The organism is Metapseudomonas boanensis (assembly GCF_042232855.1).
Classification (GTDB): Bacteria; Pseudomonadota; Gammaproteobacteria; order Pseudomonadales; family Pseudomonadaceae; genus Metapseudomonas; species Metapseudomonas boanensis.
This window is the reverse complement of record NZ_CP113889.1, coordinates 2740001-2766060: the sequence shown is the minus strand read 5'-3', so window position 1 is coordinate 2766060 and position 26060 is coordinate 2740001. Positions and strand designations below refer to the sequence as shown.

Annotated in this window: 20 protein-coding genes, 3 tRNA genes and 2 rRNA genes; 5 read left to right on the top strand and 20 right to left on the bottom strand. The window is 60.2% G+C overall.

The window, feature by feature from the left end; translation table 11 throughout:
• Positions 1-67: 67 nt before the first annotated feature.
• Positions 68-1807, top strand: coding sequence for an AmpG family muropeptide MFS transporter (locus OXH74_RS12740; RefSeq protein WP_375741483.1), 1740 nt, complete (start codon positions 68-70; stop codon positions 1805-1807).
• A gap of 14 nt (positions 1808-1821) precedes the next feature.
• On the opposite strand, the gene OXH74_RS12735 is transcribed toward OXH74_RS12740, so the two are convergent.
• On the bottom strand, positions 1822-2049 hold the full coding sequence (locus tag OXH74_RS12735; RefSeq protein WP_375741715.1) for a hypothetical protein: 228 nt from the start codon (positions 2047-2049) through the stop codon (positions 1822-1824).
• Between the two features lie 312 nt (positions 2050-2361).
• Between OXH74_RS12735 and OXH74_RS12730 the strand changes: the two genes are divergently transcribed.
• Positions 2362-2438: transfer RNA gene (locus tag OXH74_RS12730), tRNA-Met, on the top strand.
• Between the two features lie 91 nt (positions 2439-2529).
• Here the strand turns inward: OXH74_RS12730 and OXH74_RS12725 are convergent.
• From OXH74_RS12725 to OXH74_RS12670, 12 genes are all read right to left on the bottom strand, one after another.
• Positions 2530-2949 (bottom strand): type II toxin-antitoxin system VapC family toxin, encoded by a 420-nt coding sequence (locus OXH74_RS12725; protein WP_375741482.1) that lies wholly within the window; start codon positions 2947-2949, stop codon positions 2530-2532.
• Entirely contained in the window at positions 2946-3191 is a 246-nt protein-coding gene (locus OXH74_RS12720; protein ID WP_375741481.1) for an Arc family DNA-binding protein, read from the bottom strand. The genes OXH74_RS12725 and OXH74_RS12720 overlap by 4 nt, the downstream gene beginning before the upstream one ends.
• Positions 3192-3217: 26 nt before the next feature.
• Entirely contained in the window at positions 3218-4216 is a 999-nt protein-coding gene (locus OXH74_RS12715) for a tyrosine-type recombinase/integrase (RefSeq protein ID WP_375741480.1), read from the bottom strand.
• A 601-nt stretch (positions 4217-4817) separates the two neighbouring features.
• Complete coding sequence (locus tag OXH74_RS12710) at positions 4818-5813, bottom strand: isocitrate/isopropylmalate family dehydrogenase (protein WP_375741479.1); 996 nt, start codon at positions 5811-5813, stop codon at positions 4818-4820.
• A gap of 241 nt (positions 5814-6054) precedes the next feature.
• Positions 6055-7452, bottom strand: coding sequence for an amino acid permease (locus OXH74_RS12705; RefSeq protein WP_375741478.1), 1398 nt, complete (start codon positions 7450-7452; stop codon positions 6055-6057).
• A gap of 495 nt (positions 7453-7947) precedes the next feature.
• Positions 7948-8865 (bottom strand): DMT family transporter, encoded by a 918-nt coding sequence (locus tag OXH74_RS12700; RefSeq protein ID WP_375741477.1) that lies wholly within the window; start codon positions 8863-8865, stop codon positions 7948-7950.
• 3 nt (positions 8866-8868) lie between these two features.
• The gene (gene can / locus OXH74_RS12695; RefSeq protein WP_375741476.1) at positions 8869-9513 is read right to left on the bottom strand and encodes a carbonate dehydratase; all 645 of its coding nucleotides are present in this window, start codon (positions 9511-9513) and stop codon (positions 8869-8871) included.
• Between the two features lie 80 nt (positions 9514-9593).
• The gene (gene rimI, locus OXH74_RS12690) at positions 9594-10046 is read right to left on the bottom strand and encodes a ribosomal protein S18-alanine N-acetyltransferase (RefSeq protein ID WP_375741475.1); all 453 of its coding nucleotides are present in this window, start codon (positions 10044-10046) and stop codon (positions 9594-9596) included.
• Complete coding sequence (locus OXH74_RS12685; protein ID WP_375741474.1) at positions 10043-10843, bottom strand: energy transducer TonB; 801 nt, start codon at positions 10841-10843, stop codon at positions 10043-10045. The genes rimI and OXH74_RS12685 overlap by 4 nt, the downstream gene beginning before the upstream one ends.
• The gene (locus tag OXH74_RS12680; protein ID WP_375741473.1) at positions 10840-12390 is read right to left on the bottom strand and encodes a 2-isopropylmalate synthase; all 1551 of its coding nucleotides are present in this window, start codon (positions 12388-12390) and stop codon (positions 10840-10842) included. The genes OXH74_RS12685 and OXH74_RS12680 overlap by 4 nt, the downstream gene beginning before the upstream one ends.
• A gap of 139 nt (positions 12391-12529) precedes the next feature.
• Entirely contained in the window at positions 12530-12961 is a 432-nt protein-coding gene (locus tag OXH74_RS12675) for a hypothetical protein (RefSeq protein WP_375741472.1), read from the bottom strand.
• An 82-nt stretch (positions 12962-13043) separates the two neighbouring features.
• Complete coding sequence (locus tag OXH74_RS12670) at positions 13044-13652, bottom strand: hypothetical protein (protein ID WP_375741471.1); 609 nt, start codon at positions 13650-13652, stop codon at positions 13044-13046.
• A gap of 236 nt (positions 13653-13888) precedes the next feature.
• Between OXH74_RS12670 and mksB the strand changes: the two genes are divergently transcribed.
• From mksB to mksF, 3 genes are read left to right on the top strand one after another with little or no spacing between them, the layout of a single operon-like run.
• A complete protein-coding gene (mksB, locus tag OXH74_RS12665; RefSeq protein WP_375741470.1) occupies positions 13889-15148 on the top strand; it encodes an Mks condensin complex protein MksB in 1260 nt (419 codons plus the stop codon).
• A complete protein-coding gene (gene mksE / locus OXH74_RS12660) occupies positions 15145-15852 on the top strand; it encodes an Mks condensin complex protein MksE (RefSeq protein ID WP_215379651.1) in 708 nt (235 codons plus the stop codon). Before mksB ends, mksE begins: the two co-directional genes overlap by 4 nt.
• Positions 15849-18683 (top strand): Mks condensin complex protein MksF, encoded by a 2835-nt coding sequence (gene mksF, locus OXH74_RS12655; protein ID WP_375741469.1) that lies wholly within the window; start codon positions 15849-15851, stop codon positions 18681-18683. The genes mksE and mksF overlap by 4 nt, the downstream gene beginning before the upstream one ends.
• A 56-nt stretch (positions 18684-18739) precedes the next feature.
• Here the strand turns inward: mksF and OXH74_RS12650 are convergent, their stop codons facing one another.
• The 7 genes from OXH74_RS12650 to OXH74_RS12620 form a co-directional block, all read right to left on the bottom strand.
• Positions 18740-21031: an MlaD family protein gene (locus OXH74_RS12650; RefSeq protein ID WP_375741468.1), complete on the bottom strand. Its 2292-nt coding sequence runs from the start codon at positions 21029-21031 to the stop codon at positions 18740-18742.
• Complete coding sequence (locus OXH74_RS12645; protein ID WP_375741467.1) at positions 21024-21644, bottom strand: paraquat-inducible protein A; 621 nt, start codon at positions 21642-21644, stop codon at positions 21024-21026. The genes OXH74_RS12650 and OXH74_RS12645 overlap by 8 nt, the downstream gene beginning before the upstream one ends.
• On the bottom strand, positions 21631-22293 hold the full coding sequence (locus OXH74_RS12640; RefSeq protein WP_375741466.1) for a paraquat-inducible protein A: 663 nt from the start codon (positions 22291-22293) through the stop codon (positions 21631-21633). Before OXH74_RS12640 ends, OXH74_RS12645 begins: the two co-directional genes overlap by 14 nt.
• A 149-nt stretch (positions 22294-22442) precedes the next feature.
• A 5S ribosomal RNA gene (rrf, locus tag OXH74_RS12635) occupies positions 22443-22558 on the bottom strand.
• Between the two features lie 135 nt (positions 22559-22693).
• Positions 22694-25582, bottom strand: a 23S ribosomal RNA gene (locus tag OXH74_RS12630).
• A gap of 238 nt (positions 25583-25820) precedes the next feature.
• Positions 25821-25896, bottom strand: a tRNA-Ala gene (locus OXH74_RS12625).
• A 32-nt stretch (positions 25897-25928) separates the two neighbouring features.
• A tRNA-Ile gene (locus OXH74_RS12620) sits at positions 25929-26005 on the bottom strand.
• Positions 26006-26060: the final 55 nt, after the last annotated feature.

Genomic DNA, 26060 nt, shown 5'->3' with positions numbered 1-26060 from the left:
CCATCGAACAGGTTGAGGCCAAGAACCGCCACATGCACCGTACTACGCTTTCCGGACCACACCGCTAATGCCCCATCGCTCTTGGCGCGACGCCATCGCCGCCTACGCCAGCCCGGCCACCTTGTCCCTGCTGTTGCTCGGTTTCGCCGCTGGCCTGCCCTACATGCTGGTGTTCTCGACCCTTTCCGTCTGGCTGCGTGAGGCCGGCGTCTCCCGCGAGACCATCGGATTCGCCAGCCTGATCGGGTTGGCATACGCCTTCAAGTGGATCTGGTCGCCACTGCTCGACCAATGGCGCCTGCCCTTGCTCGGCCGTCTTGGCCGCCGTCGCTCCTGGCTGGTGCTATCGCAAGGTCTGGTCGCTATCGGGCTGGTGGGCATGGCGCTGTGCGACCCACAGACCAACCTGACCTGGTTGATCGCACTGGCTGTGCTGGTTGCGTTTGCATCCGCCACCCAGGACATCGCCATTGACGCCTACCGCCTGGAGATTGCCGAAGACAGCCGCCAAGCGGCCCTCGCCGCAAGCTACATGACTGGCTACCGCGTCTCCGCACTGCTTGCCACCGCGGGCGCTCTGTATTTTGCCGAATGGTTCGGCTCCACCACCCAGGTCTATGCGTACAGCGCCTGGGCAGGAACTTACCTGCTCTTCGCCCTGCTGATGCTGCCTGGGCTGATCACCAGCCTGTGGATGCGAGAACCTGCCATCGACATGCCGGTACAGAGCAACAACTCGCGCTTCAGGCTCAAGCACCAGTTGTCATCGGTCCTCATTCTGCTGGTGATGCTGATTTCCTTCCCGGCCATGATCACCGGCCTGCTCGATCGCGCCTGGCCGCGAGCGGCCCTCTATGCCCTGTTCCTGCTGACCTGCCTGTCGCCCTGGGGCCTTCGCCAGATACTGCCGGTGCGCGAACTGCTCAGCCAGCAACGCCGCCAGCTGCTGGTGGCGGCGCGAGGCAAGGTGATTCCCAATTTCGATTTCGTCCACCAAGCGGTGTCGATCATTGTCCTGATCGTTATCCTGGTGACTGTCGCGGCAGCAGCAAAGGCCTACTCCACAGGCGCCTGGCCCCGCGGGACGCTGTTCGTGCTGATCACCCTGGCCTGCTTTTCTCCGCCCGGCCGCCTGCTGATGGCACCGGTCCTGACACCGATCAGCGAATTCGTGCAGCGCTACCGCTGGCAGGCCTTGTTACTGCTGGGACTTATCGCCACCTACCGGATGTCCGACACAGTGATGGGCGTCATGGCCAACGTCTTCTACATCGACCAGGGTTTTTCCAAGGAGCAGATCGCCAGCGTCAGCAAGCTTTTCGGCCTGATCATGACACTGCTCGGAGCAGGCGCCGGCGGCCTGCTCATCGTGCGCTTCGGCATCCTACCTATCCTGTTCATCGGTGGCGTCGCCTCGGCGGCGACCAACCTCATGTTCGTCGCCCTCAGCGACATGGGTGCACACCTGAACATGCTGATCCTGACCATCTCGTGCGACAACTTCAGCGCAGGACTAGCCACGTCGGCCTTCGTCGCCTACCTGTCCAGCCTCACCAACCTGAAGTTCTCGGCCACCCAGTACGCCCTGCTCAGCTCTATCATGCTGCTGCTGCCACGACTGATCGGCGGCTATTCAGGTGTCATGGTGGAGAGCACCGGCTACCACAACTTCTTCATGATCACAGCTCTGCTCGGCATCCCGACCCTACTGCTGATCGCTATCCAATGGGGCCGCAGCCGACAACAGCCCCGCGAGAATGGATCGCCAACGGCCCCGACTGCGCCGAGGTCGACCGAGCAGCCATGAATAAGGTTTGCACCTTATGCGCTTGCTTTCAGGAGAACCCCGCAGTGGAAGGTGTACGACTCAGCCAGCGTGATTACGCGCTGGCTTTTAAATTGGCGGTGGCCGACCAGGTCGAAAAAGGCGCAATGAGCAACAAGGAAGCTCAGGCCCGTTATGGCATCAGTCATCAGGATCGACAGGTGGCCCAGTTCGGGCGACAGGTCCGGATGCGCCAGCCGCGCCTGGAGACGCGAAAGCTGCATTTACTGTTGCAGAACCAGGCGGAGCCAGGTCTGCGGGTGGGCCGGGATCACCAATTTGTCGGTTGGCGCAGAGCGCAGCAAAGCCCAACTAACCTTCCTATCCGAGCCCAGGGCTGAGTTTCACCCTGCTGCGCAGGCTCAGCACAAATCCCCTTCGACTCAACCCCCCCCAGATTGGCGGAATGCCACCAGCGCAATCCAGTAACCACGCTCCTGGCAGGCAATCGACGCTAAGCAATTGATCAGCCATCAAAAAAATCTTCAAAGCAGGGTTGACACAGGGCCCCGACCCTAGAATAATGCGCGCCACTCGGCTACGTAGCTCAGCTGGTTAGAGCATAGCATTCATAATGCTGGGGTCCGGGGTTCAAGTCCCTGCGTAGCCACCAAACAAAACAAGGGTTTACCGAAAGGTAAGCCCTTTTTTGTTTGGGCCGGTGACTACAAAGTGACTACGGCGCGCCTACTTCGCTTTTTCTATCAGGCTTCCCAGGGATTGATGAGGGAAACGCCAAAACTGTCAAAGTGACGGATATTGCGTGTGGCGATCGCGGCTCCATGGCGCCGAGCAATCGCGGCAATCTGCCCGTCCGCCATATCGGCCACCTTTCCCTTCGCTTCACTGCCGGCGACTAACTCGGCGTAGTGCACAGCTGCATCCACATCGAATGGCAGGATGTTGCCTGAGAAATCCTCTTCGAACATTGCATTAGCGACTTCAAACAACGCTTCCTTGCGCTTACCGTCCTGCATCCTGGCAATGCCATAAAGGATCTCGGCGACAGTGATTGAGCTGATCACCATCTCGCTGCCCAATTGCGCATCTACCCACGCAATGACGTTCGGGTCAGGCTTGGCCCGCATCAGCTCGGACAACACATTGGTATCGAGCAGGATCATTCATCAAAGTCCGCTGCACGTGCCTTGGTCTTACGGGCAGGCAGCTCGACCTCAGCCCCACCCAGAGCAGCAAAGCGGTTGTGTATCCGGCTCCCCAGTCCGCCACGCTTGTCCTGGACGGAAAGCGCCTGAGACAGGATGACCCGGACTTCCTCTTCCATCGAACGGCCGTGACTGGCCGCCACGATGCGAAGACGTGCTTTCAGCTCATCGTCGAGGTTGCGAATCGTGATACTGGCCATGACTTTCTCCGGTACAATCATTGAAATCACTGATAGCATACTGGAACATGACCGCTTTGTGCCAGGGGCGACAGGCGCAATGCCGACTCCAGATGATCCGGCGACAGATGCGCATAGCGCATGGTCATGGTGATCGATGAGTGCCCGAGGATCCGCTGCAGACTGAGGATGTCCCCGCCTCCCATCATGTAGTGGCTGGCGAAGGTGTGTCGGAGGATATGGGTCAGCTGACCCGGCGTCTCGAAGCCACAGCGCTTGTAGGCACTACGGAACGCTGCCCGGCAGGACATGAACAGGCGGCCTGTACCCGGCATGCCTAGCTTTAGGGCGATCTCCTCCACATCGGCCGGGATTGGCACCGACCTCGACTGACGATTCTTGGTGCGGTGGAAATGCGCTTTGCCACCAAAGATAGCGCTCCGCTGTAGGGACTCGGCCTCATCCCATCGCGCACCAGTCGCCAAGCAGATCAACGCCACCGGATAGGTGTGGTTGTTCGTGGAGTTGCGACACTCCTCGAGGAGCCGCTCGATCTGGTCCAGGGTGAGGAACGACAGTTCAACCTGGTCAGTCTTGATCTGCCTAACCTTGGCGATGGGGTTAACTCCATACCACGCGCCAAGGCGGATCAGCTCAGAGAACACGGCCGACAGATAACGCTGCTCATGGTTCACCGTGTGCGGTGATACATCCTTGAGGCGTGACTGCCGGTACCTTGCCCAGGCCAAGGTGTCGAAGTCGGACGCATAGGGATCGTTGAGCCGATCCACCACGGCCTGGCTACGTGCCAGTCTTGCCTTGTGATCTTTCAACGAGCAGCCGTGCAGCTCATACCAGAGCTCCACCAGGTCCGAGAGGCGATCATCCAGCGGCCTTCCGGTCTGCTTCAGCGTGGAGAAGTACTCAGCCTCATAGCGCTGGGCTGCAGCCTTGGTTGGGAAACCATACTTGCGAATGCGGCGCCCTGATCGACCGTTCTCATAAAAGTCCGCCGTCCAGGCCTTGCCATCCTTGCGCACCGTCATACCGCCCTACCCCACCTCACTGCCCGTTCCACCAGCAGGCGCTGGAAGTGCTTGTAGATATCACGCTCCCTCATCTCCTTGGCGGCGTAACCGACCCGGGCCGCCCCTAGCAAACTGATCGAAGTATCGGGTCACACAGAAGGAAGGGGGCCGTGCCCCGGTATTGGGCAGATATGGAGATCACCAAGTCGGGCGGCAGGCTTGGTCATTTCATACACCCCCAAATGAACGAGAAGGACGGAGACTTGTGAGTAGGGCCGTCGCCTGGATGCCAGACGCTTCCGAATGAAATGAGCAGCGCCACGGCGCTGTGACTGCTGTACGCCTGGGAGCGCAACACATGAGCACTTCACCGGTTTGCGTACTAGCCTCCTCATGCTGCAACTTGCATAGGGAGATCGCATGCTGCGCCCTCGTGACCACCGAACGCCACGTCGCACAGTGTCGGAATAGCCTCGTGGATCAGTCAACAGTGCTGGCCGCGACTCTCCGAACGGGTACAGCGGCACAGGATCCAATAGAGGCCGGATTCACTGCCCACCCCAACCAGCCCTCTCCCTTGAATGCAAGAGTGGATTGAGAACTGGAATTCGGGGCGCAGTCAGAGCACTGCCAGCACACCTTCCCTTACTACCCGGGTGGTGTCGACCCCGAAGTCGGCCCGGCCCTCATGCAGCAGGAAGCTTTCAACAGCCTGCTCCAATCGCTTGGCATTGTCTTCGTCCAGCCAGTGGTAGCGCAGCAGCAGGGCGAGGCTGAGGATGGCGGCGAGCGGGTTGGCGCGGCCACTACCCGTGATATCGGGAGCGCTACCGTGGACGGGTTCGGCGAGGGCGATGCCCTGGCCCCAGTTGAGCGATGGGGCCAGGGCCAGGCCGCCGCTCCAGTGGCAGGCAAGGTCGGAGAGGATGTCGCCAAACAGGTTGGTAGTGACTATAAGGTCGAAGGCTTCGGGCTGTTGCACCAACTGCAGAGCAGCGAGGTCGACCAAGCGTTCGTCGAGCTGGGCGGCCCAGCCCTCCCCTTCCAGCACTTCCAGGCAGGTATCGCGGAACAGGCCGCAGGTGAGTGGCAGGACGTTAGCTTTATGGACCAAAGTGATGCGCCGGGCGTTGCGCGCCTTGGCGACCTCCAGCGTACGCTGGGCCAAGGCCTTGCAGGCGCCACGGGTGATCACCCGTTCGGCTATGGCGACGCCATCGGCTTCGAGGTGTTCGCGGCCGCTGTAGAGGCCTTCGCTGTTCTCCCGCAGGATGATCAGGTCCACGCCGTGCTTGGCGGAGACGACGGGCCAGCTGCGTACCGGGCGCAGATTGACGTTGAGTTGCAGCGCCTGGCGCATTTGCAGGATGGCGCTGCGATAGCCATTCACCCGCTGGCCGGGTGAGGAAACGGCACCAAAGAGGCCAGCGCCACAGTCGCGCAGGGCTTGCAGAGTTGACTCGGGGACGGCGGCACCGTGGCGCCGGAAGCAGTCCCAACCAGCATCGGCCTCGACGGTTTTCAGGTTCGGCAGGAGCTTTTCCAGTACCTCCACCGCAACGGGCACCACTTCACGGCCGATGCCATCACCGGAGATTACGACAAGCTTGTGCATAACTTCACCTGTGCGTGGGGCAAGCTACTGACAACCGGCCAGCGAAAATCCGCCCCACCTGTCTTGATGGTAAGCCTCTGAGCACTCGCCCAACAGCATTGGCGAGCAATCCGCAAGCTAGGCGATGTGACCCGAACTTATCCTGCGTAGCGCCTGCCGCTATAAACGAAACACCCCGAACGAGTCGGGGTGTTTCTTTAGCACTGCACTATCACCCGTGCTTGGGCGCGAAGTGGCTCCCTCAGCCTGCCACACTCACCGTGGCCGGCTCGTCGGCGTCAGCCTTGGGCGCCAGGTTGAGTGTCTTGTACAGCAGGGCCAGCAGCACGAGGAACGCCGGGCCGATGTAGAGGGCGATGCGGGTTTCCTCGAAGAAGGCCATCAGTACCACCACCAGCGCCAGGAAGGCCAGCGCAAGGTAGGAGCTCAGCGGGAACAGCCACATGCGGAACTGCAGCTTGCCCTGCTCGGCCGGGCTCAGGCCGCGACGGAACTTCATCTGCGCCAGCAGGATCATGGCCCAGGTCCAGATCGCACCGAAGGTGGCGATGGAGGTCACCCAGACGAATACTTTTTCGGGCACCAGGTAGTTCAGCAGCACGCCGAGCAGCAGGGCGAAGATGGACAGCAGCAGCGCGTTGCGCGGCACGCCGTTGCTCGAGGTCTTGGAGAAGGGTTTCGGCGCCTGACCGTGCTGGGCGAGGCTGTAGAGCATGCGTCCGGTGCTGAAGATACCACCGTTGCAGGAGCTCAGCGCCGCGGTGATGACGACGAAGTTGATGATGCCGGCAGCAGTTTTGATGCCGAGGCGCTCGAAGGTCATCACGAAGGGGCTGCCCTGGGTCCCGATTTCGCTCCAGGGATAGATGGACATGATCACGAACAGGGCACCGACGTAAAACAGCAGGATGCGCCAGAATACCGAGTTGATCGCACTGGGGATGGTCTTATGCGGGTTGCGTGCCTCGCCCGCCGTGAGGCCGATCATCTCTACGCCGAGATAGGCGAACATCACCATCTGCAACGACATCAGCACACCCTGGATGCCGTTGGGCATAAAGCCGCCATGACTCCACAGGTTGCTGATGCCGGTGGCAATGCCGCCGTTACCGATGCCGAACCAGATCATCCCGACGCCGGCCAGGACCATGGCGATGATGGTGACGATCTTGATCAGCGCGAACCAGAACTCGAACTCGCCAAAGGCGCGCACGGTGATCAGGTTGATGGCGCCCATGCTCGCCAGGGCCAGCAGGGCCCAGACCCAGCGGTCCACTTCGGGGAACCAGATCTGCATGTAGATGGCGACGGCGGTGATCTCCGCGACACAGGTCACCAGCCACAGGAACCAGTAGTTCCAGCCGGTAAGGAAGCCGGCCAGTGGGCCGAGATAGTCCTGGGCGTAGCGGCTGAAGGAGCCGGCGACCGGATTGTGCACAGCCATCTCACCGAGGGCGCGCATGATCACAAGGATGGCGAGGCCGCCGATGATGTAGGAGAGCATGATGGCCGGACCGGCCATCTGGATGGCCTTGGCGGAGCCGAGAAAGAGGCCTACGCCGATGCAAGCGCCGAGGGCCATGAGGCGGATATGTCGTTCACCCAAACCACGTTGAAGTTCATGTTCGCTGTTAGACATGAAGAACCTCTTATTTTTTTAGTAGGACAGACACGCGCCGAGCGATAACCCGGCAGGTGCGTGTGCGCTTGGCTCCGTGGTACGGGGCCAAAGCTATAAAACCGTTCAGGTGGCAAGGCGGAACAAGGCGGGTATTGACCGCTGCCCCCGAACGACGGGCTTTGTATAGAGGGCCGGCTGGGGTAGCAACTCGACAATTGGCTTACGAGGTAAAACAGGTAAATCTTCCGCATCAATGACATTTGGCGAGACAAACGACTACAACTCATCTAGACGACAGGATTAGTCAGTCAATCAAAAGGGTTCTTATAGCTAAAACAGAATGAGAAAATAACTTTCTGACCGTTTAACCAGCTTTTTGTAGGGCTTTTGGATCGTGCCAATAGTGGATCAGGGCGCGAAGCACATCCGGCAGGAAGGCAAGCAATTATGCACAGGACCCAATCGCTGGGCTTCGCAGCGATCAGCAGCACCCCAGAGGAAAGGATGGCCTGACTATTTCGGGCGCTGGCGGGTACCGAGTAGCAGGCCGGCGAAGATCATCGCACCACCAACCCAGTGGTAAGCCTGCAGCGCCTCACCGAGGATGAAGTACCCAAGCAGTGCAGTGAATACCGGCATCAGGTAGTTGGTCAGCGTGGCCTTGGCCACGCCAAGGACGGCGATGCCTTGGTTCCAGAGGAGGTAGGCGATTAGCGAAGCGAAAACACCCGTATAGCCGATGGCAGCAAGGTTGTTCAGATTCGGGTCGAAGTGCGCGCCGCCAGCCTGTTCCAGTAGGTAGAAGGGCAACAGCAGCGGTACGCCAACAAGCACCAGCATGCCAAGGAACGCCAACGGTGGAATACCGTGGAAGTAGCTGGACCAGCGCCGCTGCAACAGCGTGTAGAGCGCCCAGTCGAGCACAGCGAGCAGCATCAGGAGGTCGCCGGGGTTGAAGCTGAGGCTGGCCAGGGACGCCAGGCTGCCCTGACCAATCAGCACCAGCAATCCGAGGATCGCCACGGCCATCCCCAGCCAGGCGCGGCGCGATGGCCACTCGTTCAGCAACAGCCCGGCACCGATGAAGGTGGCCAGCGGCAGGCAGGTATTGAGCAACGTGAGGTTGATCGCCACCGTGGTACGGGCGGCAAAGTAAAGCAGAACACTGTAGGTGCTGATGCCGAGAGCAGCGACGAGCCATAGGCGCCAGCCGGCGCGGCGCAGTTCGGCTCGGTGCTGCCAGAGCGGCCGAGCGACGAAGGGCAGAAGGATGACCAACGCCAGGCTCCAGCGCCAGAAGGCCAGGGCAAACGGTGGGATTGCGTCGTGGAAGGCGCGGGCTACCAGAGCGTTGCCTGCCCAGCAAAGGCACGCCAGGAGCAATCCGGCCCAGGCCAGGCCTACAGCGCCCTGACCCGGACGTTGCGCCATGGATCAGGCCTGCCCGAGTGGACGCAGGCGGTACTGCGGGGGAAGCTGTTCCATGCCACTCACGGTGACATTGAGGTTTTTCCAGCGGCCATCCTTGATGCCGTAGATGCAACCGTGAACGGAGAGACTCTGCCCGCGGTGCCAAGCGTTCTGGATGATGCTGGTGTGGCTGACGTTGGCCACCTGCTGGATGACGTTGAGTTCGCAGAGGCGGTCGACGCGCTCTTCTTCGTTTTCGAACTGTGCCAGATGATCGCGCTGATCGTAATAGAGGTCACGGATCGTACGCAGCCAGCCGTCGATCAGGCCCAGCTGGGCGTCCCGCATTGCAGCCCGGACGCCGCCGCACCCGTAGTGACCGGTGACAAGGATGTGCTTCACCTTAAGTACATCGACGGCGTACTGGATCACCGACAGACAGTTGAGGTCGGTGTGCAGCACCACGTTGGCGACGTTGCGGTGGACGAACAGATCGCCCGGCAACAGGCCGACGATTTCGTTGGCCGGGACGCGCGCATCGGAGCAGCCAATCCACAGGTATTCGGGCACCTGCTGTTTGGCGAGTTTTTCGAAGAAGTCCGGCTCACGCTGTTTGATGTCCTCAGCCCAGCGTGCGTTGTTGTCGAACAGCTGTTGCAGGTCGCTCATCGGTTCTTCTCCTCATTCGGCCGGCGCACCTTACGGAGCGCAGAAGGCTTTGGCAATGGCCCTGGAGACCCGCCAGTGCATCAGTCGAGCAGAGTGCAGGCCATCACCAGGGCGTCTTCGCGGCCGCCGACCGCCGGGTAGTAACCACGGCGCCGGCCAATCTCATTGAAGCCATAGCGCTCGTAGAGACGGTAGGCAGCCTGGTTGCTGGCGCGCACTTCGAGGAAGCATTCACTTGCTTCAAGCTCATGGGCCCGACGCATCAGGTGTTCCAGCAGGCGCAAGCCGAGGCCGCGGCCCTGACTTTCTGGCTTGACGGTAATGTTCAGTAGGTGGGCTTCGCCAACGATAACGTTGATCACCCCGTGGCCGACTTGCTGGCTGCCTTCGAACATCAGCCAGCAATCGTATGACTTAAGGCTGTCAGTGAAGATGCCGCGAGTCCAGGGATGGCTGAAGGCGGCATATTCGATCTTGAGTACGGCATCAAGGTCCGCCTCGGTCATAGGCCGGAAGGAAACGGCGTCGGTCATTCGGTGCTCTTCCAGCGGCGCATGATGCGGCGCATGGCTTGCCAGAGTTCGGCCTTGCGCTGGGGCTCGTCCATCAGTTGTTCCAGACCTGGCAGCGCCCAGGCGGCGCCCAGGCCTTCGACCTGCAACTCGCGGTTGAAGGCTTCCGCGTCCGCCTCACCGGCGAAGCGAATGGCCGGCAGCCCGACCAGCCACAGGCAGGCGCATTCGCCCTGCTCCTCGAGACGCGCAGCCACGAAGCCTTGGACGAAGTCACGGGCAGCATCCGGCCCCTGATCCATGTTGCCGCGGCTGAGCAGCGGCCAGCGCACCGGCTCGCCGATCAATTGCGGGCTGTCGGGTAGGCCGGCAGCGCGCAACAGGTCCTTGAGCAACAGGTAGGCCGGGTCGCGGCTCTGGAAGGCCTCGCCGGTGGGCAACTCGACCAGCAGCATACAGGTGCCGGCGCGCAGCAGTTGCAGGGAGAAACGAGGTGGCGGTACCACTTCGGCCTTGGCCGCTGGCGCTTCGGCTTCGGCGCCGGGCTCCGACTCGGGCTGCACGGCCTGCCGCGGCGTGCTGCCAGGGCGCGGCACCTCGATCTTCGGGCGCGCGATGTTCGGACGAGCTTCGGCTGCCGGAGTGGCTTGCGCAGCTGCTGCCTCATTCTGGGCCGGTGTTTCTTTGAGCGGCTCTTGCGGGGCGGCGTCGAGCAGCTCCGGGCGAGAGGGGGCGGCAAACGGCAGCGCCACGCGAGGTAGCCAGGTGGCTACCTGCATGGCGCTGAGGTAAGCGCGACGACGGAGTTCAGCGATCAAACGTCTGCAACCTGTGGATGGGCCTTGCGCACGCCTGCCTGCATCAGGTTCAGCGCGTTGAGGTAGGCCTTGGCGGAAGCAACCACTATATCGGTATCCGCGCCATTGCCGTTGACGATACGACCGCCTTTTTCCAGGCGAACGGTTACTTCGCCCTGGGAATCAGTCCCCTGGGTGATGGCGTTGACCGAGTACAACTGCAGCGTGGACTCCGAGCCGGCCAAAGCTTCGATGGCTTTGAAGGTGGCGTCGACGGGGCCGGAACCTTCAGCGCTGGAGCCCTGCTCCACGCCGTCGATGCTCAGCACAAGCTTGGCCTGTGGCACTTCACCGGTCTTGGAGGCAACCTCCAGGTAGACCAGCTTGAAGTGTTCCGGCGCCTCTTCTCCAAGGGTGTCGGAGACCAGCGCCTGGAGGTCTTCGTCGAAGATCTCGTGCTTCTTGTCCGCCAGTTCCTTGAAGCGGGAAAAAGCGGCGTTCAGGTCGGCCTCGCTGCCCAGCTGGATGCCCAGCTCGTCGAGGCGGGTGCGGAAGGCGTTACGCCCGGAGTGCTTGCCGAGCACCATCTTGTTGGTGTTCCAGCCCACCGACTGGGCGGACATGATTTCGTAGGTCTCGCGGTGCTTGAGCACGCCGTCTTGGTGGATGCCCGATTCGTGGGCGAAGGCATTGGCGCCGACGATGGCCTTGTTCGGTTGAACCGGGAAGCCGGTAATGCCGGAGACCATGCGCGAGGTGCTGAGGATGTGCGGGGTGTCGATGTTGGTGTAGACGCCGAGTACGTCCTGGCGTGTCTTGATGGCCATGACGATTTCTTCCAGCGCGGCATTGCCGGCACGCTCTCCAAGCCCGTTGATGGTGCATTCCACCTGCCGCGCCCCCACGGCGACGGCGGCCAGGGAGTTGGCCACGGCCAGGCCTAGGTCATTGTGGCAGTGCACCGAGAACACGGCCCTGTCGGCGTTGGGAATGCGCTGCAGCAGTTGGCGGATGGTCTCCGCGTACTGGTGCGGAATGGCGTAGCCCACGGTGTCCGGGATGTTGATAGTGCGGGCACCGGCATCGATGGCAGCCTCGATGATGCGGCAAAGGAAGTCGATTTCCGAGCGGCCGGCGTCCTCGCAGGAGAACTCGACGTCCTCGCACAGGTTGCGAGCCCGTTTCACCGCGCGTACTGCCTGCTCCACCACCTGGTCCGGTTGCATACGCAGCTTGTACTGCATGTGGATGGGGCTGGTGGCGATGAAGGTATGGATACGCCCGGAGTTGGCGCCGGCCAAGGCCTCGGCAGCTCGGTCGATGTCAGCGTCCATGGCCCGCGAGAGGCTGCACACCGTGCTGTCCTTGATGCTGTCAGCGATCGCCTTGACCGCCTCGAAGTCGCCCGGACTGGCGATGGCGAAGCCAGCCTCGATCACGTCGACCCGCAGACGCTCAAGGGCCTTGGCGATGCGCAGCTTCTCTTCTTTGGTCATGGAAGCGCCGGGGCTCTGCTCGCCGTCCCGCAAGGTGGTATCGAAAATGATGACGCGATCGTTGCTGCTCATACTCCGCTCCTCAAGACGCGAGCAGGCGTGTAGCCCGCTCAGGCTGGCGGCACCCCCCACTCGTGACGATGGGTGCTCAACGGCCGGATTGTCGCGTGAATTCCCGCGAACGGGAAGGCCGGTGAGCCTTGTCGGCCGGTCAACGGGTACCGAACAGGTAGAGGTTGCCGTGCAGGCGCACCTCGCCGTCGGTGTGGTAGGTGAAAACCCCCGTCTGCCGATGACCCGGTTGGTCGCCATGCACTTGATTAGAGCTGGCCAGGGTGAACTGAGCATTGGAGAAGCGAGCAGGCGTCAGCGCCAGACGCAGGGCTGTCGCATTGAAAGCGGCGCCGTCGCCGTCAAATCCGCTGTCGATCTTGACCACATCTAGCTGTACGCCGTCGAAACTGAAAGTGCCACGGATGTTGTCGATAACGATGAAGCCTGCACCGTTGGCTGGCTGGAAGGCGATACGCGTACCGCAGCCGCTCAGGCAGCGGGTCTGTTCGGGGGTGGCGGCGAAATTGATATCCAGGCTGAGACTCAAACCGTCACGACCTGTGATGCCCTGCAACTCGCCTTCATCCATCGTACGCAGTTCCGCCCAGGCGGGTTGTGCGCCCCACGGCAGGCAGGCAGTTGCCCATGGCCACAACCGGGTAACGCCGCTCTCAACGCTGGCGGAATAGGCCGATCAGGTGCTCGGCAATGGTGCTGCGGATGATGTCGATCTCCAGCTGCGAGATGCGTCCCAGATGGCGTGGATCGATGCGGTGCAGGTGCAGCGAGGGCATGCGCGCTTCGTACTCGCGCAGATCCCCTTTCACCAGCACCGGCAGGAACTGCTCGCCGCGCGCCTGGTAGCGCTGGATAAGCATCTTGAGCCCATCCTGGAAGGGCAACTCGAAGGACGGGCTCAGCGGATGCCCGCCGGGAATCTTCATGTAGAGCCCGCTGCACCCTAGGACCTCCCCGGGCAGGATATGGACACCGGTCGGTTTCACAGCCTCAACGGGGATCTCATTGAAGGTGTCATGCCAGGCCCTCTCGTCCGGCAGGATGGTGATGCTGCCGTGCTCCTCCTCGGGCACCACGAAGCTGTAGTTGCTGTAGAGCTTTTCCACATAGCCGGAATAGACGCATAGGCGGTTTTCGAAGCGCAGCAGGAAGGCAATTGCCTCCTGGCGATTGGTGATGGCATCCAGGTTCCAGTCAAGGTCGGTCTGGCGCTCCAGCTCGACCCAACGGGCGTCGGCTGAAAGGGCGGAATTCGGTGTCATGGCGCCTGTCGATAAGTCACGGTCCTGCTGGTGAGGCAGAAAACATGCCAGACATTTCAAACACTTGATTCAGGGATGCGGCTTGATTGCTGCCGATTCGTGACCCGAGGCCAGTCGCAAACTGACCAAAAACGTCAGTCCCTCGGCCAGGCCTCATCCTCTGATCGGTTAAGGCTGAATTGCCACCGGCATCCTGAAGTACAATCGCCTCTTTTTTCAGCGAAACCGGCCAATCGATGATCGATCCCAAGCGCGTATTGCGCGCCCTCGCCGAACACTGGACGTTGCTCGAGCCGCTCTGCGAGCGCTTCGATGCTGGCACCTTGAGCCTGGTGGAGTTGCGTGTCCAGCTCGCCGGCCAGTTGCCGGAGGGCACGCCCACCGACATCACAGCCCTGCTCGACGTCTGGGTGCGCCTGGATATCCTGGTACCCGTGGCGAAGAGCCCCAACCGCTTCGAGCTGAATGCGCAGATCCACGACTTCCTCGCCTACCTGCGACGCGAACACCGCCTGGGGCTGTGTCTGGAGATAGAGGCCTACCTGCGCCACCTGGAGCGCCTCGCCGGCTATATCCAGGAAGCCTTCGAGATTCGCGACGGCAACGACCTGGCGCGCCAGCTGCGCCTGCTCGACATGCGCGTGCGCGACGTGCTGAAGAAGCTCGACAACGACGAGCAGGCGCTGGTCGCCGTGGCCGATCGGGCCAAGACCAGCGATCGGCAGATTCCCCTGCGCCAGCGCTACGCCGAGGTGCTGGCCACCTGGGATGAATACGTCGAGCCGATGATCCAGCTGGTCGCTGCCGATGGCGCCTTCGAACAAGGCGTACGCCGCGTCGAACAGGTGCTACTGCGCCTGTTGGGCGAACAGCAACGCCTTGGCCAACTGGTCGACGACGACCTGCTGCTGCGGACTCACGCACGCATCCTGGAGATGCAGACCAGCGCCCAGCTGACCCTGCGCAAGGCCCGCGAGCTGCTGCTGCCACTGCGTGAGGAAGCCCGCCGGCACAACGCGGTGACCCGTGGCGCAGCCCTGGCGCTGTCGGTGATCCGCAAGAAAGGCCTGGACGCCGTTCCGCAAGCTGCCCTACCGCTGTTTACCCGGCCGCAGAGCACCTTCCTCGGCAGCGCGTCTCAAGTCGAGGCGTACGTCTACGCCCTGGCGCGCTTCCAGCCCAAGCCCGCGCACTTCCCGAAATCCGGCGGCCCACGCAAGACCAGCGCACCGCGGGCACCGAAAACCGCCCGGGAAATGCTCGACCGCTGTGAGCAGGCCCTGCCGCTGCCGGACCTGATGGTCTGGCTGCTTGAACAGGAGCCGGAAGGTGCCACCGACGAACTGCTCTACTGGTTCTCGCGCCTATCCCGCGACGCGCGCTTCCAGCGCGAACGCCTGGAACGCCGTGACTACCTGACCGCCGAGCACCAGGTCAGCCTGAGCTCCTACGCCCTGATCAAAAGCCAATCTTCGGCCGAGAAGACCTCTGCATGAATATCGACCTGAAAGAAATGACCCAGCTGGCGCCGATCTTCCGCGAGCTGTTCAAGGGCTACCACCTCTCCCGCAGTGAGCCGGAGTGCTACGCCCAGCTGTCCACCCAGCAGGACCAGTACCGCGCCCTGTTCAAGGCGCTCGGCTTCGAACTGGTGTGCGACCCTCGTGGCTTCTACTACTTCGTGCCCGAGCAGATGGGTGCCCAGGTGAACAAGACCGCCCAGCGCCTGGCGCTGTTCACTTTCATCCTCGTCGAGCACCTGGCTGACCAGGGCCGCGATCCGCTGTCCGTGCTCGATGGCGGCAGCATTGGCCGCGACGAACTGCCATCGCTGCTGGACAAGTACCGCGACCTGTTCCATCAGGCCGAAGTCACCACCCATGAAGAGTTGGAAGAAAAAATCATCCGCCGGCTGACGCAGCTTGGTTTCGCCGAGGACAGCAACGGCGTGTATCGTTTCCTGCCACCGATGCACCGTTTCCTCGATGTGTGTCTGTCGGTGCAACACGACCGCGACCTGGCTGCCAGCCTGCACAGCACTGACCTCGAACTGCACGCTCCGGTACTGCTGGACGATGACAGCGGCGACACGATCATCCCGATGGACATCCCTGACACCTTGGACTCCGACGAGTCCGAAGAAGACGCCATGGCCCGTGCCATGGCCGAAGAACGCGCAGCCCAGGAGGTGGACGCATGAGCCAGGAACGCTACGGCATCCGCCGCTTCGCCCTGCTGAATACTGCGGGTTACAGCCTCGGCCTTTTCCCACTGGAAACCCCGCTGTCGATCTATGGCGCCAACAACCTGGGTAAATCCGCCTCGATCAACGCCCTGCAGTTCCCGATCCTTGCGCGCATGTCGGACATGAGCTTCGGCAAGTACAGCCTGGAGCAGTCGCGCAAGTTTTACTTCGCCACCGACACCAGCTACATCCTCGTCGAAGTGGTCCTGCCCCATGGACCGCACGTGATCGGCGTGGCCGGTCGCGGCCCGGGCGGCGGTTTCGGCCACCAGTTCTTCGCCTACCGCGGCGAGCTGGACCTGGACCACTACCAGCAGGGCGGCACCTGCCTGCGCCAACGCGAACTGTTCAACAACCTCGAGCGCGAAGGCATCAAAGCCTATGAGCTGAAGCCGGACGAACTGCGCCGCCTACTGGTCGGCGGCCATACCTCGATCCCGCTTGACCTCACCCTGATCCCGCTGCGCTCCACCAGCGAACAGAGCCTGAAGACCTTCCGCTCGCTGTTCATCAACCTGCTACACATGCGCGAGATCACTGCCGCCAAGCTCAAGCAGCTGTTCCTCGACGCCTTCGAGCACAGCCTGCGCTCCGGCAGCGTCGATTACATAGCCGCCTGCGAGGAAGCCTTCCGCGATGTGCGCCGCATGGAGCAGGACTACCAGGCCCTGGTCGCCGCCGGCCCGTTGGTGGAAGCCTTGGCAAATGGCGTTACCCAGCGCGAAGTGCTGCGCGGCAAGCTGCACCGCATTTCCCCGCTGCTGGATTCCCTGCTGGGCACCTGGCAGGACTATTCCACCGCTCGCCGTGAGGAACTGGTCATCCAGGCCGAGCATTACCGCAGCGAGCAGGACGGTCTGCAGAACGAACAGCGCGGCGGCACCCAGGAGCTGATGCGCCTGGAGCGCGCCATCACCGAATGCCAGCGCTGGCTGGGCGAACTGGCGGTATTGAAGAACCGCTTCGCGCTGGTGGATGACGCCAAGGTCCTGGAGCAGCAACTGCTCGCTGCCAAGGACGCCCACGACGAACTGGCCGGCGCCCTGGCCCAATCTCGGCAGTTCTCCGCCGAAGATCTGGACGAGCGCTTGCGCGACCTCGAGAAACGCCTAAAGGCGGTCAAGCAGCAGCTCGACCATGCCGACAACAACAGCTACTCGCGCCTGCGTGAAGAGTTCTCCCAGGCCGATGTCGACCGCCTGATGCGTCTGTTCAACGGCCAGCTGTTCAGCCTGCCGCTGGGCGAGAAAGGCATCCAGCTCGATGACGGCGAAACCTGGGTGAAAACCCTGGAAACCGTGCTCGACAGCTTCAAGGGCAGCCAGTTCGAGGTGCCCGGCCTATCCATCGACCTTTCCCACATCGAGCCGCCCGCGCTACAGGCTCTGGCCGACCGTGCCGCGCTGCGTGACCAGAAGGACCGTCTGGAGCGCGAGCTCAAGCAGCTCAAGACCCAACAGGCCGTCGCCGCCGACCGCGCTGCGAGCAAAGCCCAGGCCGAGCAGTTCTATCAAGCAGTGCTGGATGCGCAGAAGGCTCTGGAAGACTACCGCCGCAGCGAAACCCTGTGCGCAGAAGAACCGGCAAAGCTGGAAGAACTGGCGCAATTGGAGGCCACCCAGGACGAGCTGAAGCGATCCAGCGACGCCTTCACCGAGCGCGTCCAGCAGCTCTCCGCCAAGCTTCAGCTGGTAGGCCGTCAGTTGGCAGACCTGGAAGCCAAGGAGCGCACCTTGGAAGACGCCTTGCGCCGTCGCCAACTGCTGCCCGCCAACCTGCCGTTCGGAAAACCGTTCATGGACCCGGTGGACGACAGCCTGGATAACCTGCTGCCGCTGCTGAACGACTATCAGGACACCTGGCAGGCGCTACAGCGCATCGACGGACAGATCGAAGCGCTCTACGCCCAGGTACGCCTCAAGGGTGTGGCCAAGTTCGACAGCGAAGACGACACCGAGCGCCGCCTCCAACTGCTGATCAACGCCTACGCACACCGCCAGGACGAGGCCATGACTTTAGCCAAGGCTCGTCGCGCAGCCGTGACCGATATCGCCCGGACCCTGCGCAATATCCGCAGCGACTACGACAACCTGGAACACCAGCTGGCGCTGTTCAACCGCGAGATCAACAAGCGCCAGGTTTCCAACCTCTCGAGCTTCCGCATCGTCCTCGCGCCGAACAAGGAAGCCCTGCGCCATATCGACCAGATCATTCACAGCGCAGGCCAGTACGAAGAGGGCGAAACCCTTTCGGTGTTCGACCTGACGCAAACAGCTGATCAGGATGCGAAGAACGAAGAGGCCAAGGAATATCTGGCGCGCCTGGTGGCAGCCAACCAGAACCAGCTGGGCCTGAAGGATCTTTTCGAGCTGGCGTTCGAAATCACCAAGGTGCACGGTCAGCCGGTCATCCATACGGACATCGATGGCGCTGCCTCCAACGGCACCACCATGACCATCAAGGCGCTGACCAACATGTATCTGCTGCTGCACCTGATGGACCGTGAGCAGGCCGGCCGCATCCGCCTACCTTACTATCTCGACGAAGCGGCTGACATCGACGAACGCAACCAGCAGGCATTGATCGAAACCAGCCAGCAGCTCGGCTTCACGCCGATCCTCGCCTCGGTCAAGCCACAGGTATCGGCCAATGTCGCCATCGATCTTGAAGGCGGCAGTGGGCCGAACGGCATCTACATCGACGAAGCCGACTGGAAGTTCATTAAGCGCCGCGAGACGGTGAAAGCGACGACTGAAGAAACCGAGCCCGCTGCCGAGCCTGCCTGACCGTTAGGGAACCAAACAAGAAGGGCCGCATCAGCGGCCCTTCTTGTTGAATGGAATTACTGGGCCAAGGGAATCTTCGGCGCCCAGGTCAACCACTCATCCTCTGCCTTATCATGCAGGGCAAAGGTCTGGCCAGGTAGCGCCGGGTTACCCATCTGCGCCTCGTTCGGCGTCGCGAAGGCGATCCCGCCCTCAATCAGGGCTTCGAGCGATTCGGTATGCACCTTCACGCCCTTGAACAAGCCTGCGTCCACGCCAATACCGCTGGCATGCCAGAATCGGCTGCCACTATGTACCAGAGGCGCGAAGCGAGGCTCGATCAACACGCGGATCAGCACACGGTCAGCGGACTTACCCAGTTCGTAGGCCAGCACTTTGCCTACCGGCACTTCGCGATAACTGACAATTACCCCAGGCTTCAAAGAACCCAGGCGCGGCGCGCTGAGGACGATCTGCAGTCCCTCCTCGCTGGCCTGGCCGTCCGGCCCTTGCGGTAGCGCAGTGAAACGAGTCTTGGGAGCGCCCGGCCGGTCAGTCGGCTGGACCTCTAGGTACTGTCCGCTCACCAGTGTGTCCAGGTTGGCAGTCCGCAGAAGCCCCAACTCAGGCTTGACGACCCAGAACTGAGTCCCCATCCGGGCGATCCGGTCCGCCGCCTGAGTGATACGCGCCTTGATCAGGACGCCAGAAAGGTCCTCGCTGAGGGTCACCTGCTCAACCTCGCCTACATCCAGCCCCTTGTAACGGACTGGGGTGCCCTCCTTGACACCATTGGACTGGTCCATAGCGATCTCGACCATGGTTCCTTTGACCAACGCCTGGGCCTCATCTGAATAAAGCGAGAACCGCCGGGGGCGAGTTACCGGCTTGGCCTTGGGATCTGGCGTCGTGAAGGTAATGCCTCCGGCCAGGAGGGTCTGAAGCGACTCGCTCTTCACCTCGACGCCTGACAAACCACCCTTGAGCGTTACGCCGCTGGAGTTCCAGAAGCGCGTGGACTCGTTCACCAGCTTGGAAAACTCTGGTTCGATGTGAACCCCGATGACCACGCGCTGCTGGTCACGCGATAGCTGATAGCTCTGCACGCTACCCACGCGAATCTGGCGGAACAGCACTGGACTGCCGACCTCCAGCGAACCAAGGCGGTCGCTGGTGAGGACAAGGTGCAGGCCCGGCGCGTCGGTATTCAGCGGCGGCGCCTTGGGCCGGACCTGGAACTCACGAGTTGGTGCTCCCTCCTTGGCGAAGCGCACTGCGATGTAGTTGCCTTTCACCAAGGCCTCGATACCAGTGATACCTGCCAGGGAGATGGACGGTTTGACCGTCCAGAACTCCGTACCCTCCACCAGGAAGTCCTCAGTGCGAGGCTCCATGGTCAGCTCGGCAGTCGCCCCGGTAAAGTCCTTGTCCATATCGAGCTTCTTCAAACTCCCCACTTGTACCCCGTTGTACATCACCGGCGTGGAGCCCGGATTCAGGCCACTGACATCATGCATCCGCAGGGTAACGCGCAGACCCGCCTCCGCCGCCTCAAAACCCTCATACAGCCGGAAGGGGATGCTCGGGTCCGTCGGCGGGCTGTCCTGTCGATGCTCGGGGGTCGCAAATGCAATGCCGCCAGCGACCATGCTCAGAACCGACTCTGTACGGATCCTCACACCGCTCAGTCCTGCTGACACATCCAATCCGCTGGCGTTCCAGAACCGGGTGTGCTTGCGCACCAGCTCTGCGTATGGGGCCTCGATGTGGATCTTGATTTCAACGGTGCGCTGGTCTTCGGCCAACTGGTAGTTCTTCACCTGACCGACCTGGATCTGCCGGTAGTAAACCGGACTGCCCTGCTCAAGCGAGCCCAGACGGTCGGCCTTGAGCGTCAGGTGCAGACCGGGCAGCGAATCGGATAGTGGCGGTGGTTCCGCCAAGGCGGTAAAACGTCGCTCCCGCTCACCCTTTTGCGGATCGATTGCGATGTAGATGCCTGAAACCAGGGTTTCAAGGCCCGTCACACCCGCCAGAGAAACGCGTGGCCGAACCAGCCAGAAGCGCGTTTCCTTGCTGAGATAAGGCTCGGCCTCCTTGAGCACCTCAACAGTCGCCACGACCCCTTTGATGTCAGAGCTGACGTGCAGGTCTGTGACCTTGCCCACCTGGATGCCCTTGTACATCAGCTGAGTTTTCCCTACCTGGATACCTTCGCCGTTCTCGAAGCGAATCTGAATCTCGATGCCAGCCTCGCTCATAGCCTTCCAGGCCAACCAGAGGCCGATGAGCAGGGCTACCAGCGGCAGCACCCAGATCCCCGACCAATTCGAGGTCTTGCGTGTTTTTGGCGTTGGCAGCTCAGGCATTCTCGTCTTCCACTTCGGTGTTGTCCCAGATCAACCTGGGGTCGAAAGTCACGGCCGCGATCATGGTAATCACTACGACGCTGCCAAAGGCCGCCGCCCCCAGATTGGCTTCGATGCTGGCCAGGTTGCCGAAGCTCACCAGCGCCACGAGGATTGCGATGACGAAAATATCCAGCATCGACCAGCGACCGATCCATTCAATAAAGCGATACATCAGAATTCTTTGCCTAGGAGACATCGGCAGGTGCCGCTGCACTGAGTAAAGCAGCATTGCAATACCAACTAGCTTGAACGTAGGTACAAGGATGCTAGCAATGAATACAACCAGAGCAATTGGGATCATGTCGGCGTGAATCAACTCGATCACTCCACCCATGATCGTGGACGGAGCCCCAGTGCCGAAGAAGTTGATCGTCATGATCGGCAGGACGTTGGCTGGGACATAGAGGATAGTGGCCGTGATCAGCAGTGCCCACGTACGTACGAGGCTGTCGGGGCGCCGTGCGTACAAGCGAGCGCCGCAGCGGCGACAGGTCTGCTCCTCCTCTGGCTGCGGACGGTTCAGCTGGTGGCATTCGTCGCAAACGAGAATACCGGCATCAATGGCTCGCATGAGCCCCTCCCTCCGAGTCAAGTTCATCCCAAACCTGGTGGGACGACATAGTGACCTCCAGCCAGACCTGCGAGAGCAAGAGCGCGATGAAACAGGCCAACCCAACACCTAGATGCAGGTCTGCAAGATCAATCAACTTCACGATGGATACCAGGATGCCCATCAGGTAGACCTCAAGCATCCCCCACTCACGCAAGTGGTGGTACAGACGGTAGATCTGCATCCCTATCTCACGTCCCTTGCGAAAGCGAATGCACAACAGGACAACGAGCTGGCAGAGCAACTTGACCAAGGGAATCAACATGCTGCACAGGAACACCAGTACGGCCACACTACCCATTCCGGTTTGATAGAGACCGACCACCCCAGTCCACACGGTGTCTTGCGTGGTTTGCCCTAGCAGGTTTAGCTCCATGATTGGCAGGAAATTGGCGGGGACGTACAGCAGCAAGGCCGTCAGCACCAGTGCCAGCGCTCTGCGCACCATGTTCGAGCGGTGCACGACCAGTTCATAGCCGCAGCGGGGACAACAGGCTTTCTGCTCTTCAACGAGGTCAGCACGCCGCATCAACAGATCGCACTCATGGCAGGCAATCAGATCGTGCAGGGGATAGTCCGCTAAAACGCAGTCATCGGCCTGTTCTGGCATATGGGGAAAGCTCTGAGAGTCACCGGGTTATTCTAGACGAGCGGCAGTCGCACTGACGCAAATGATCGCTACCGACGAAGCACCATTCTTTTCAACGCCCAAAGACAAACCCCCGACACGCCTGGGCGTATCGGGGGTTTGGGATAGGAGCTTGACGATGACCTACTCTCACATGGAGAAGCTCCACACTACCATCGGCGATGCGTCGTTTCACTACTGAGTTCGGGATGGGATCAGGTGGTTCCAACGCTCTATGATCGTCAAGCAATTCGGTTGGGGTCTCGCCGCTGGCGCGACCCCGAATCAGGTATGTGACAGTCTGGTTTGCAAGTTCAGGCCAATTTTCGGTCTGTCGACTTCACCATCCGCACCCACAATCCGCAGATTGTTTGGGTGTTATATGGTCAAGCCTCACGGGCAATTAGTATGGGTTAGCTCAACGCCTCACAGCGCTTACACACCCCACCTATCAACGTCGTAGTCTTCGACGGCCCTTCAGGGGATTCAAGATCCCAGTGAGATCTCATCTTGAGGCAAGTTTCCCGCTTAGATGCTTTCAGCGGTTATCTCTTCCGAACATAGCTACCCGGCAATGCCACTGGCGTGACAACCGGAACACCAGAGGTTCGTCCACTCCGGTCCTCTCGTACTAGGAGCAGCCCCTCTCAAATCTCAAACGTCCACGGCAGATAGGGACCGAACTGTCTCACGACGTTCTAAACCCAGCTCGCGTACCACTTTAAATGGCGAACAGCCATACCCTAGGGACCGGCTTCAGCCCCAGGATGTGATGAGCCGACATCGAGGTGCCAAACACCGCCGTCGATATGAACTCTTGGGCGGTATCAGCCTGTTATCCCCGGAGTACCTTTTATCCGTTGAGCGATGGCCCTTCCATACAGAACCACCGGATCACTAAGACCTACTTTCGTACCTGCTCGACGTGTCTGTCTCGCAGTCAAGCGCGCTTTTGCCTTTATACTCTACGACCGATTTCCGACCGGTCTGAGCGCACCTTCGTACTCCTCCGTTACTCTTTAGGAGGAGACCGCCCCAGTCAAACTGCCCACCATACACTGTCCTCGATCCGGATGACGGACCAGAGTTAGAACCTCAAGCATGCCAGGGTGGTATTTCAAGGATGGCTCCACGAGAACTGGCGTCCTCGCTTCAAAGCCTCCCACCTATCCTACACAAGCAGGCTCAAAGTCCAGTGCAAAGCTACAGTAAAGGTTCACGGGGTCTTTCCGTCTAGCCGCGGATACACTGCATCTTCACAGCGATTTCAATTTCACTGAGTCTCGGGTGGAGACAGCGCCGCCATCGTTACGCCATTCGTGCAGGTCGGAACTTACCCGACAAGGAATTTCGCTACCTTAGGACCGTTATAGTTACGGCCGCCGTTTACCGGGGCTTCGATCAAGAGCTTCGCTTGCGCTAACCCCATCAATTAACCTTCCGGCACCGGGCAGGCGTCACACCCTATACGTCCACTTTCGTGTTTGCAGAGTGCTGTGTTTTTAATAAACAGTCGCAGCGGCCTGGTATCTTCGACCGGCATGGGCTTACGCAGTAAATGCTTCACCCTCACCGGCGCACCTTCTCCCGAAGTTACGGTGCCATTTTGCCTAGTTCCTTCACCCGAGTTCTCTCAAGCGCCTTGGTATTCTCTACCCAACCACCTGTGTCGGTTTGGGGTACGGTTCCTAGTTACCTGAAGCTTAGAAGCTTTTCCTGGAAGCATGGCATCAACCACTTCGTGTCCTAAAAGAACACTCGTCATCAGCTCTCGGCCTTGAACACCCGGATTTGCCTAAGTGTTCGGCCTACCACCTTAAACTTGGACAACCAACGCCAAGCTGGCCTAGCCTTCTCCGTCCCTCCATCGCAGTAACTAGAAGTACGGGAATATTAACCCGTTTCCCATCGACTACGCATTTCTGCCTCGCCTTAGGGACCGACTCACCCTGCGTCGATTAACGTTGCGCAGGAACCCTTGGTCTTTCGGCGTGGGTGTTTTTCACACCCATTGTCGTTACTCATGTCAGCATTCGCACTTCTGATACCTCCAGCAAGCTTCTCAACTCACCTTCACAGGCTTACAGAACGCTCCTCTACCGCTCGTCTTACGACGAACCCGTAGCTTCGGTGTATGGTTTGAGCCCCGTTACATCTTCCGCGCAGGCCGACTCGACTAGTGAGCTATTACGCTTTCTTTAAAGGGTGGCTGCTTCTAAGCCAACCTCCTAGCTGTCTAAGCCTTCCCACATCGTTTCCCACTTAACCATAACTTTGGGACCTTAGCTGACGGTCTGGGTTGTTTCCCTTTTCACGACGGACGTTAGCACCCGCCGTGTGTCTCCCACGCTGACACTTCCAGGTATTCGGAGTTTGCATCGGTTTGGTAAGTCGGGATGACCCCCTAGCCGAAACAGTGCTCTACCCCTGGAGTGATACGTGAGGCGCTACCTAAATAGCTTTCGAGGAGAACCAGCTATCTCCGAGCTTGATTAGCCTTTCACTCCGATCCACAGGTCATCCGCTAACTTTTCAACGGTAGTCGGTTCGGTCCTCCAGTCAGTGTTACCTAACCTTCAACCTGCCCATGGATAGATCGCCCGGTTTCGGGTCTATTCCCAGCGACTAAACGCCCTATTAAGACTCGCTTTCGCTACGCCTCCCCTATTCGGTTAAGCTCGCCACTGAAAATAAGTCGCTGACCCATTATACAAAAGGTACGCAGTCACCTAACAAGTAGGCTCCCACTGCTTGTACGCATACGGTTTCAGGTTCTATTTCACTCCCCTCTCCGGGGTTCTTTTCGCCTTTCCCTCACGGTACTGGTTCACTATCGGTCAGTCAGTAGTATTTAGCCTTGGAGGATGGTCCCCCCATATTCAGACAAAGTTTCTCGTGCTCCGTCCTACTCGATTTCACTTCCTGGACCCTTTCGCGTACGGGGCTATCACCCACTATGGCCGCACTTTCCAGAGCGTTCCGCTAAAATCCAAGAAGCTTAAGGGCTAATCCCCGTTCGCTCGCCACTACTAAGGGAATCTCGGTTGATTTCTTTTCCTCAGGGTACTTAGATGTTTCAGTTCCCCTGGTTCGCCTCTTGCACCTATGGATTCAGTACAAGATACCTAGGTTATCCTAGGTGGGTTCCCCCATTCAGATATCTCCGGATCACAGTCTGTTTGCCGACTCCCCGAAGCTTTTCGCAGGCTACCACGTCTTTCATCGCCTCTGACTGCCAAGGCATCCACCGTATGCGCTTCTTCACTTGACCATATAACCCCAAGCAATCTGGTTATAAGCCTCGAACGTGAAGACGACATTCGCCGAAAATTCGCGCTTGAACTCGCAAATTTTACCTTGACTTGACTAATCACCAGTGAAAGAGATTAATCAGTCTACTTCTATCACATACCCAAATTTTTAAAGAACGATTCTGAAACAAAGTCCAGAATTCAATATCCAACCACGGATATTCAATTCTGAGCTCTTCAGGTCTAACTCGCCGAGAGTGGTGGAGCCAAGGAGGATCGAACTCCTGACCTCCTGCGTGCAAAGCAGGCGCTCTCCCAGCTGAGCTATGGCCCCAATGTCAACCGGTCAACCGACCCCGCGACAATTGGTGGGTCTGGGCAGATTCGAACTGCCGACCTCACCCTTATCAGGGGTGCGCTCTAACCAACTGAGCTACAGACCCAATCGCCTTCGCAATTGAATCAAGCAATTCGTGTGGGAACTTATGAAGAAGCTGA

Bases quoted from the DNA above. Each gene is read 5' to 3' on its own strand.
- OXH74_RS12700 (WP_375741477.1), bottom strand. From the start codon at position 8,865: ATGGCGCAACGTCCGGGTCAGGGCGCTGTAGGCCTGGCCTGGGCCGGA.
- rimI (WP_375741475.1), bottom strand. From the start codon at position 10,046: ATGACCGACGCCGTTTCCTTCCGGCCTATGACCGAGGCGGACCTTGAT.
- can (WP_375741476.1), bottom strand. From the start codon at position 9,513: ATGAGCGACCTGCAACAGCTGTTCGACAACAACGCACGCTGGGCTGAG.
- OXH74_RS12715 (WP_375741480.1), bottom strand. From the start codon at position 4,216: ATGACGGTGCGCAAGGATGGCAAGGCCTGGACGGCGGACTTTTATGAG.
- OXH74_RS12735 (WP_375741715.1), bottom strand. From the start codon at position 2,049: ATGCAGCTTTCGCGTCTCCAGGCGCGGCTGGCGCATCCGGACCTGTCG.
- OXH74_RS12710 (WP_375741479.1), bottom strand. From the start codon at position 5,813: ATGCACAAGCTTGTCGTAATCTCCGGTGATGGCATCGGCCGTGAAGTG.
- mksF (WP_375741469.1), top strand. From the start codon at position 15,849: ATGAGCCAGGAACGCTACGGCATCCGCCGCTTCGCCCTGCTGAATACT.
- OXH74_RS12640 (WP_375741466.1), bottom strand. From the start codon at position 22,293: ATGCCAGAACAGGCCGATGACTGCGTTTTAGCGGACTATCCCCTGCAC.
- mksE (WP_215379651.1), top strand. From the start codon at position 15,145: ATGAATATCGACCTGAAAGAAATGACCCAGCTGGCGCCGATCTTCCGC.
- OXH74_RS12670 (WP_375741471.1), bottom strand. From the start codon at position 13,652: ATGACACCGAATTCCGCCCTTTCAGCCGACGCCCGTTGGGTCGAGCTG.
- OXH74_RS12740 (WP_375741483.1), top strand. From the start codon at position 68: ATGCCCCATCGCTCTTGGCGCGACGCCATCGCCGCCTACGCCAGCCCG.
- OXH74_RS12650 (WP_375741468.1), bottom strand. From the start codon at position 21,031: ATGCCTGAGCTGCCAACGCCAAAAACACGCAAGACCTCGAATTGGTCG.
- OXH74_RS12645 (WP_375741467.1), bottom strand. From the start codon at position 21,644: ATGCGAGCCATTGATGCCGGTATTCTCGTTTGCGACGAATGCCACCAG.
- OXH74_RS12725 (WP_375741482.1), bottom strand. From the start codon at position 2,949: ATGATCCTGCTCGATACCAATGTGTTGTCCGAGCTGATGCGGGCCAAG.
- OXH74_RS12675 (WP_375741472.1), bottom strand. From the start codon at position 12,961: ATGGATGAAGGCGAGTTGCAGGGCATCACAGGTCGTGACGGTTTGAGT.
- OXH74_RS12705 (WP_375741478.1), bottom strand. From the start codon at position 7,452: ATGTCTAACAGCGAACATGAACTTCAACGTGGTTTGGGTGAACGACAT.
- OXH74_RS12720 (WP_375741481.1), bottom strand. From the start codon at position 3,191: ATGGCCAGTATCACGATTCGCAACCTCGACGATGAGCTGAAAGCACGT.
- mksB (WP_375741470.1), top strand. From the start codon at position 13,889: ATGATCGATCCCAAGCGCGTATTGCGCGCCCTCGCCGAACACTGGACG.
- OXH74_RS12680 (WP_375741473.1), bottom strand. From the start codon at position 12,390: ATGAGCAGCAACGATCGCGTCATCATTTTCGATACCACCTTGCGGGAC.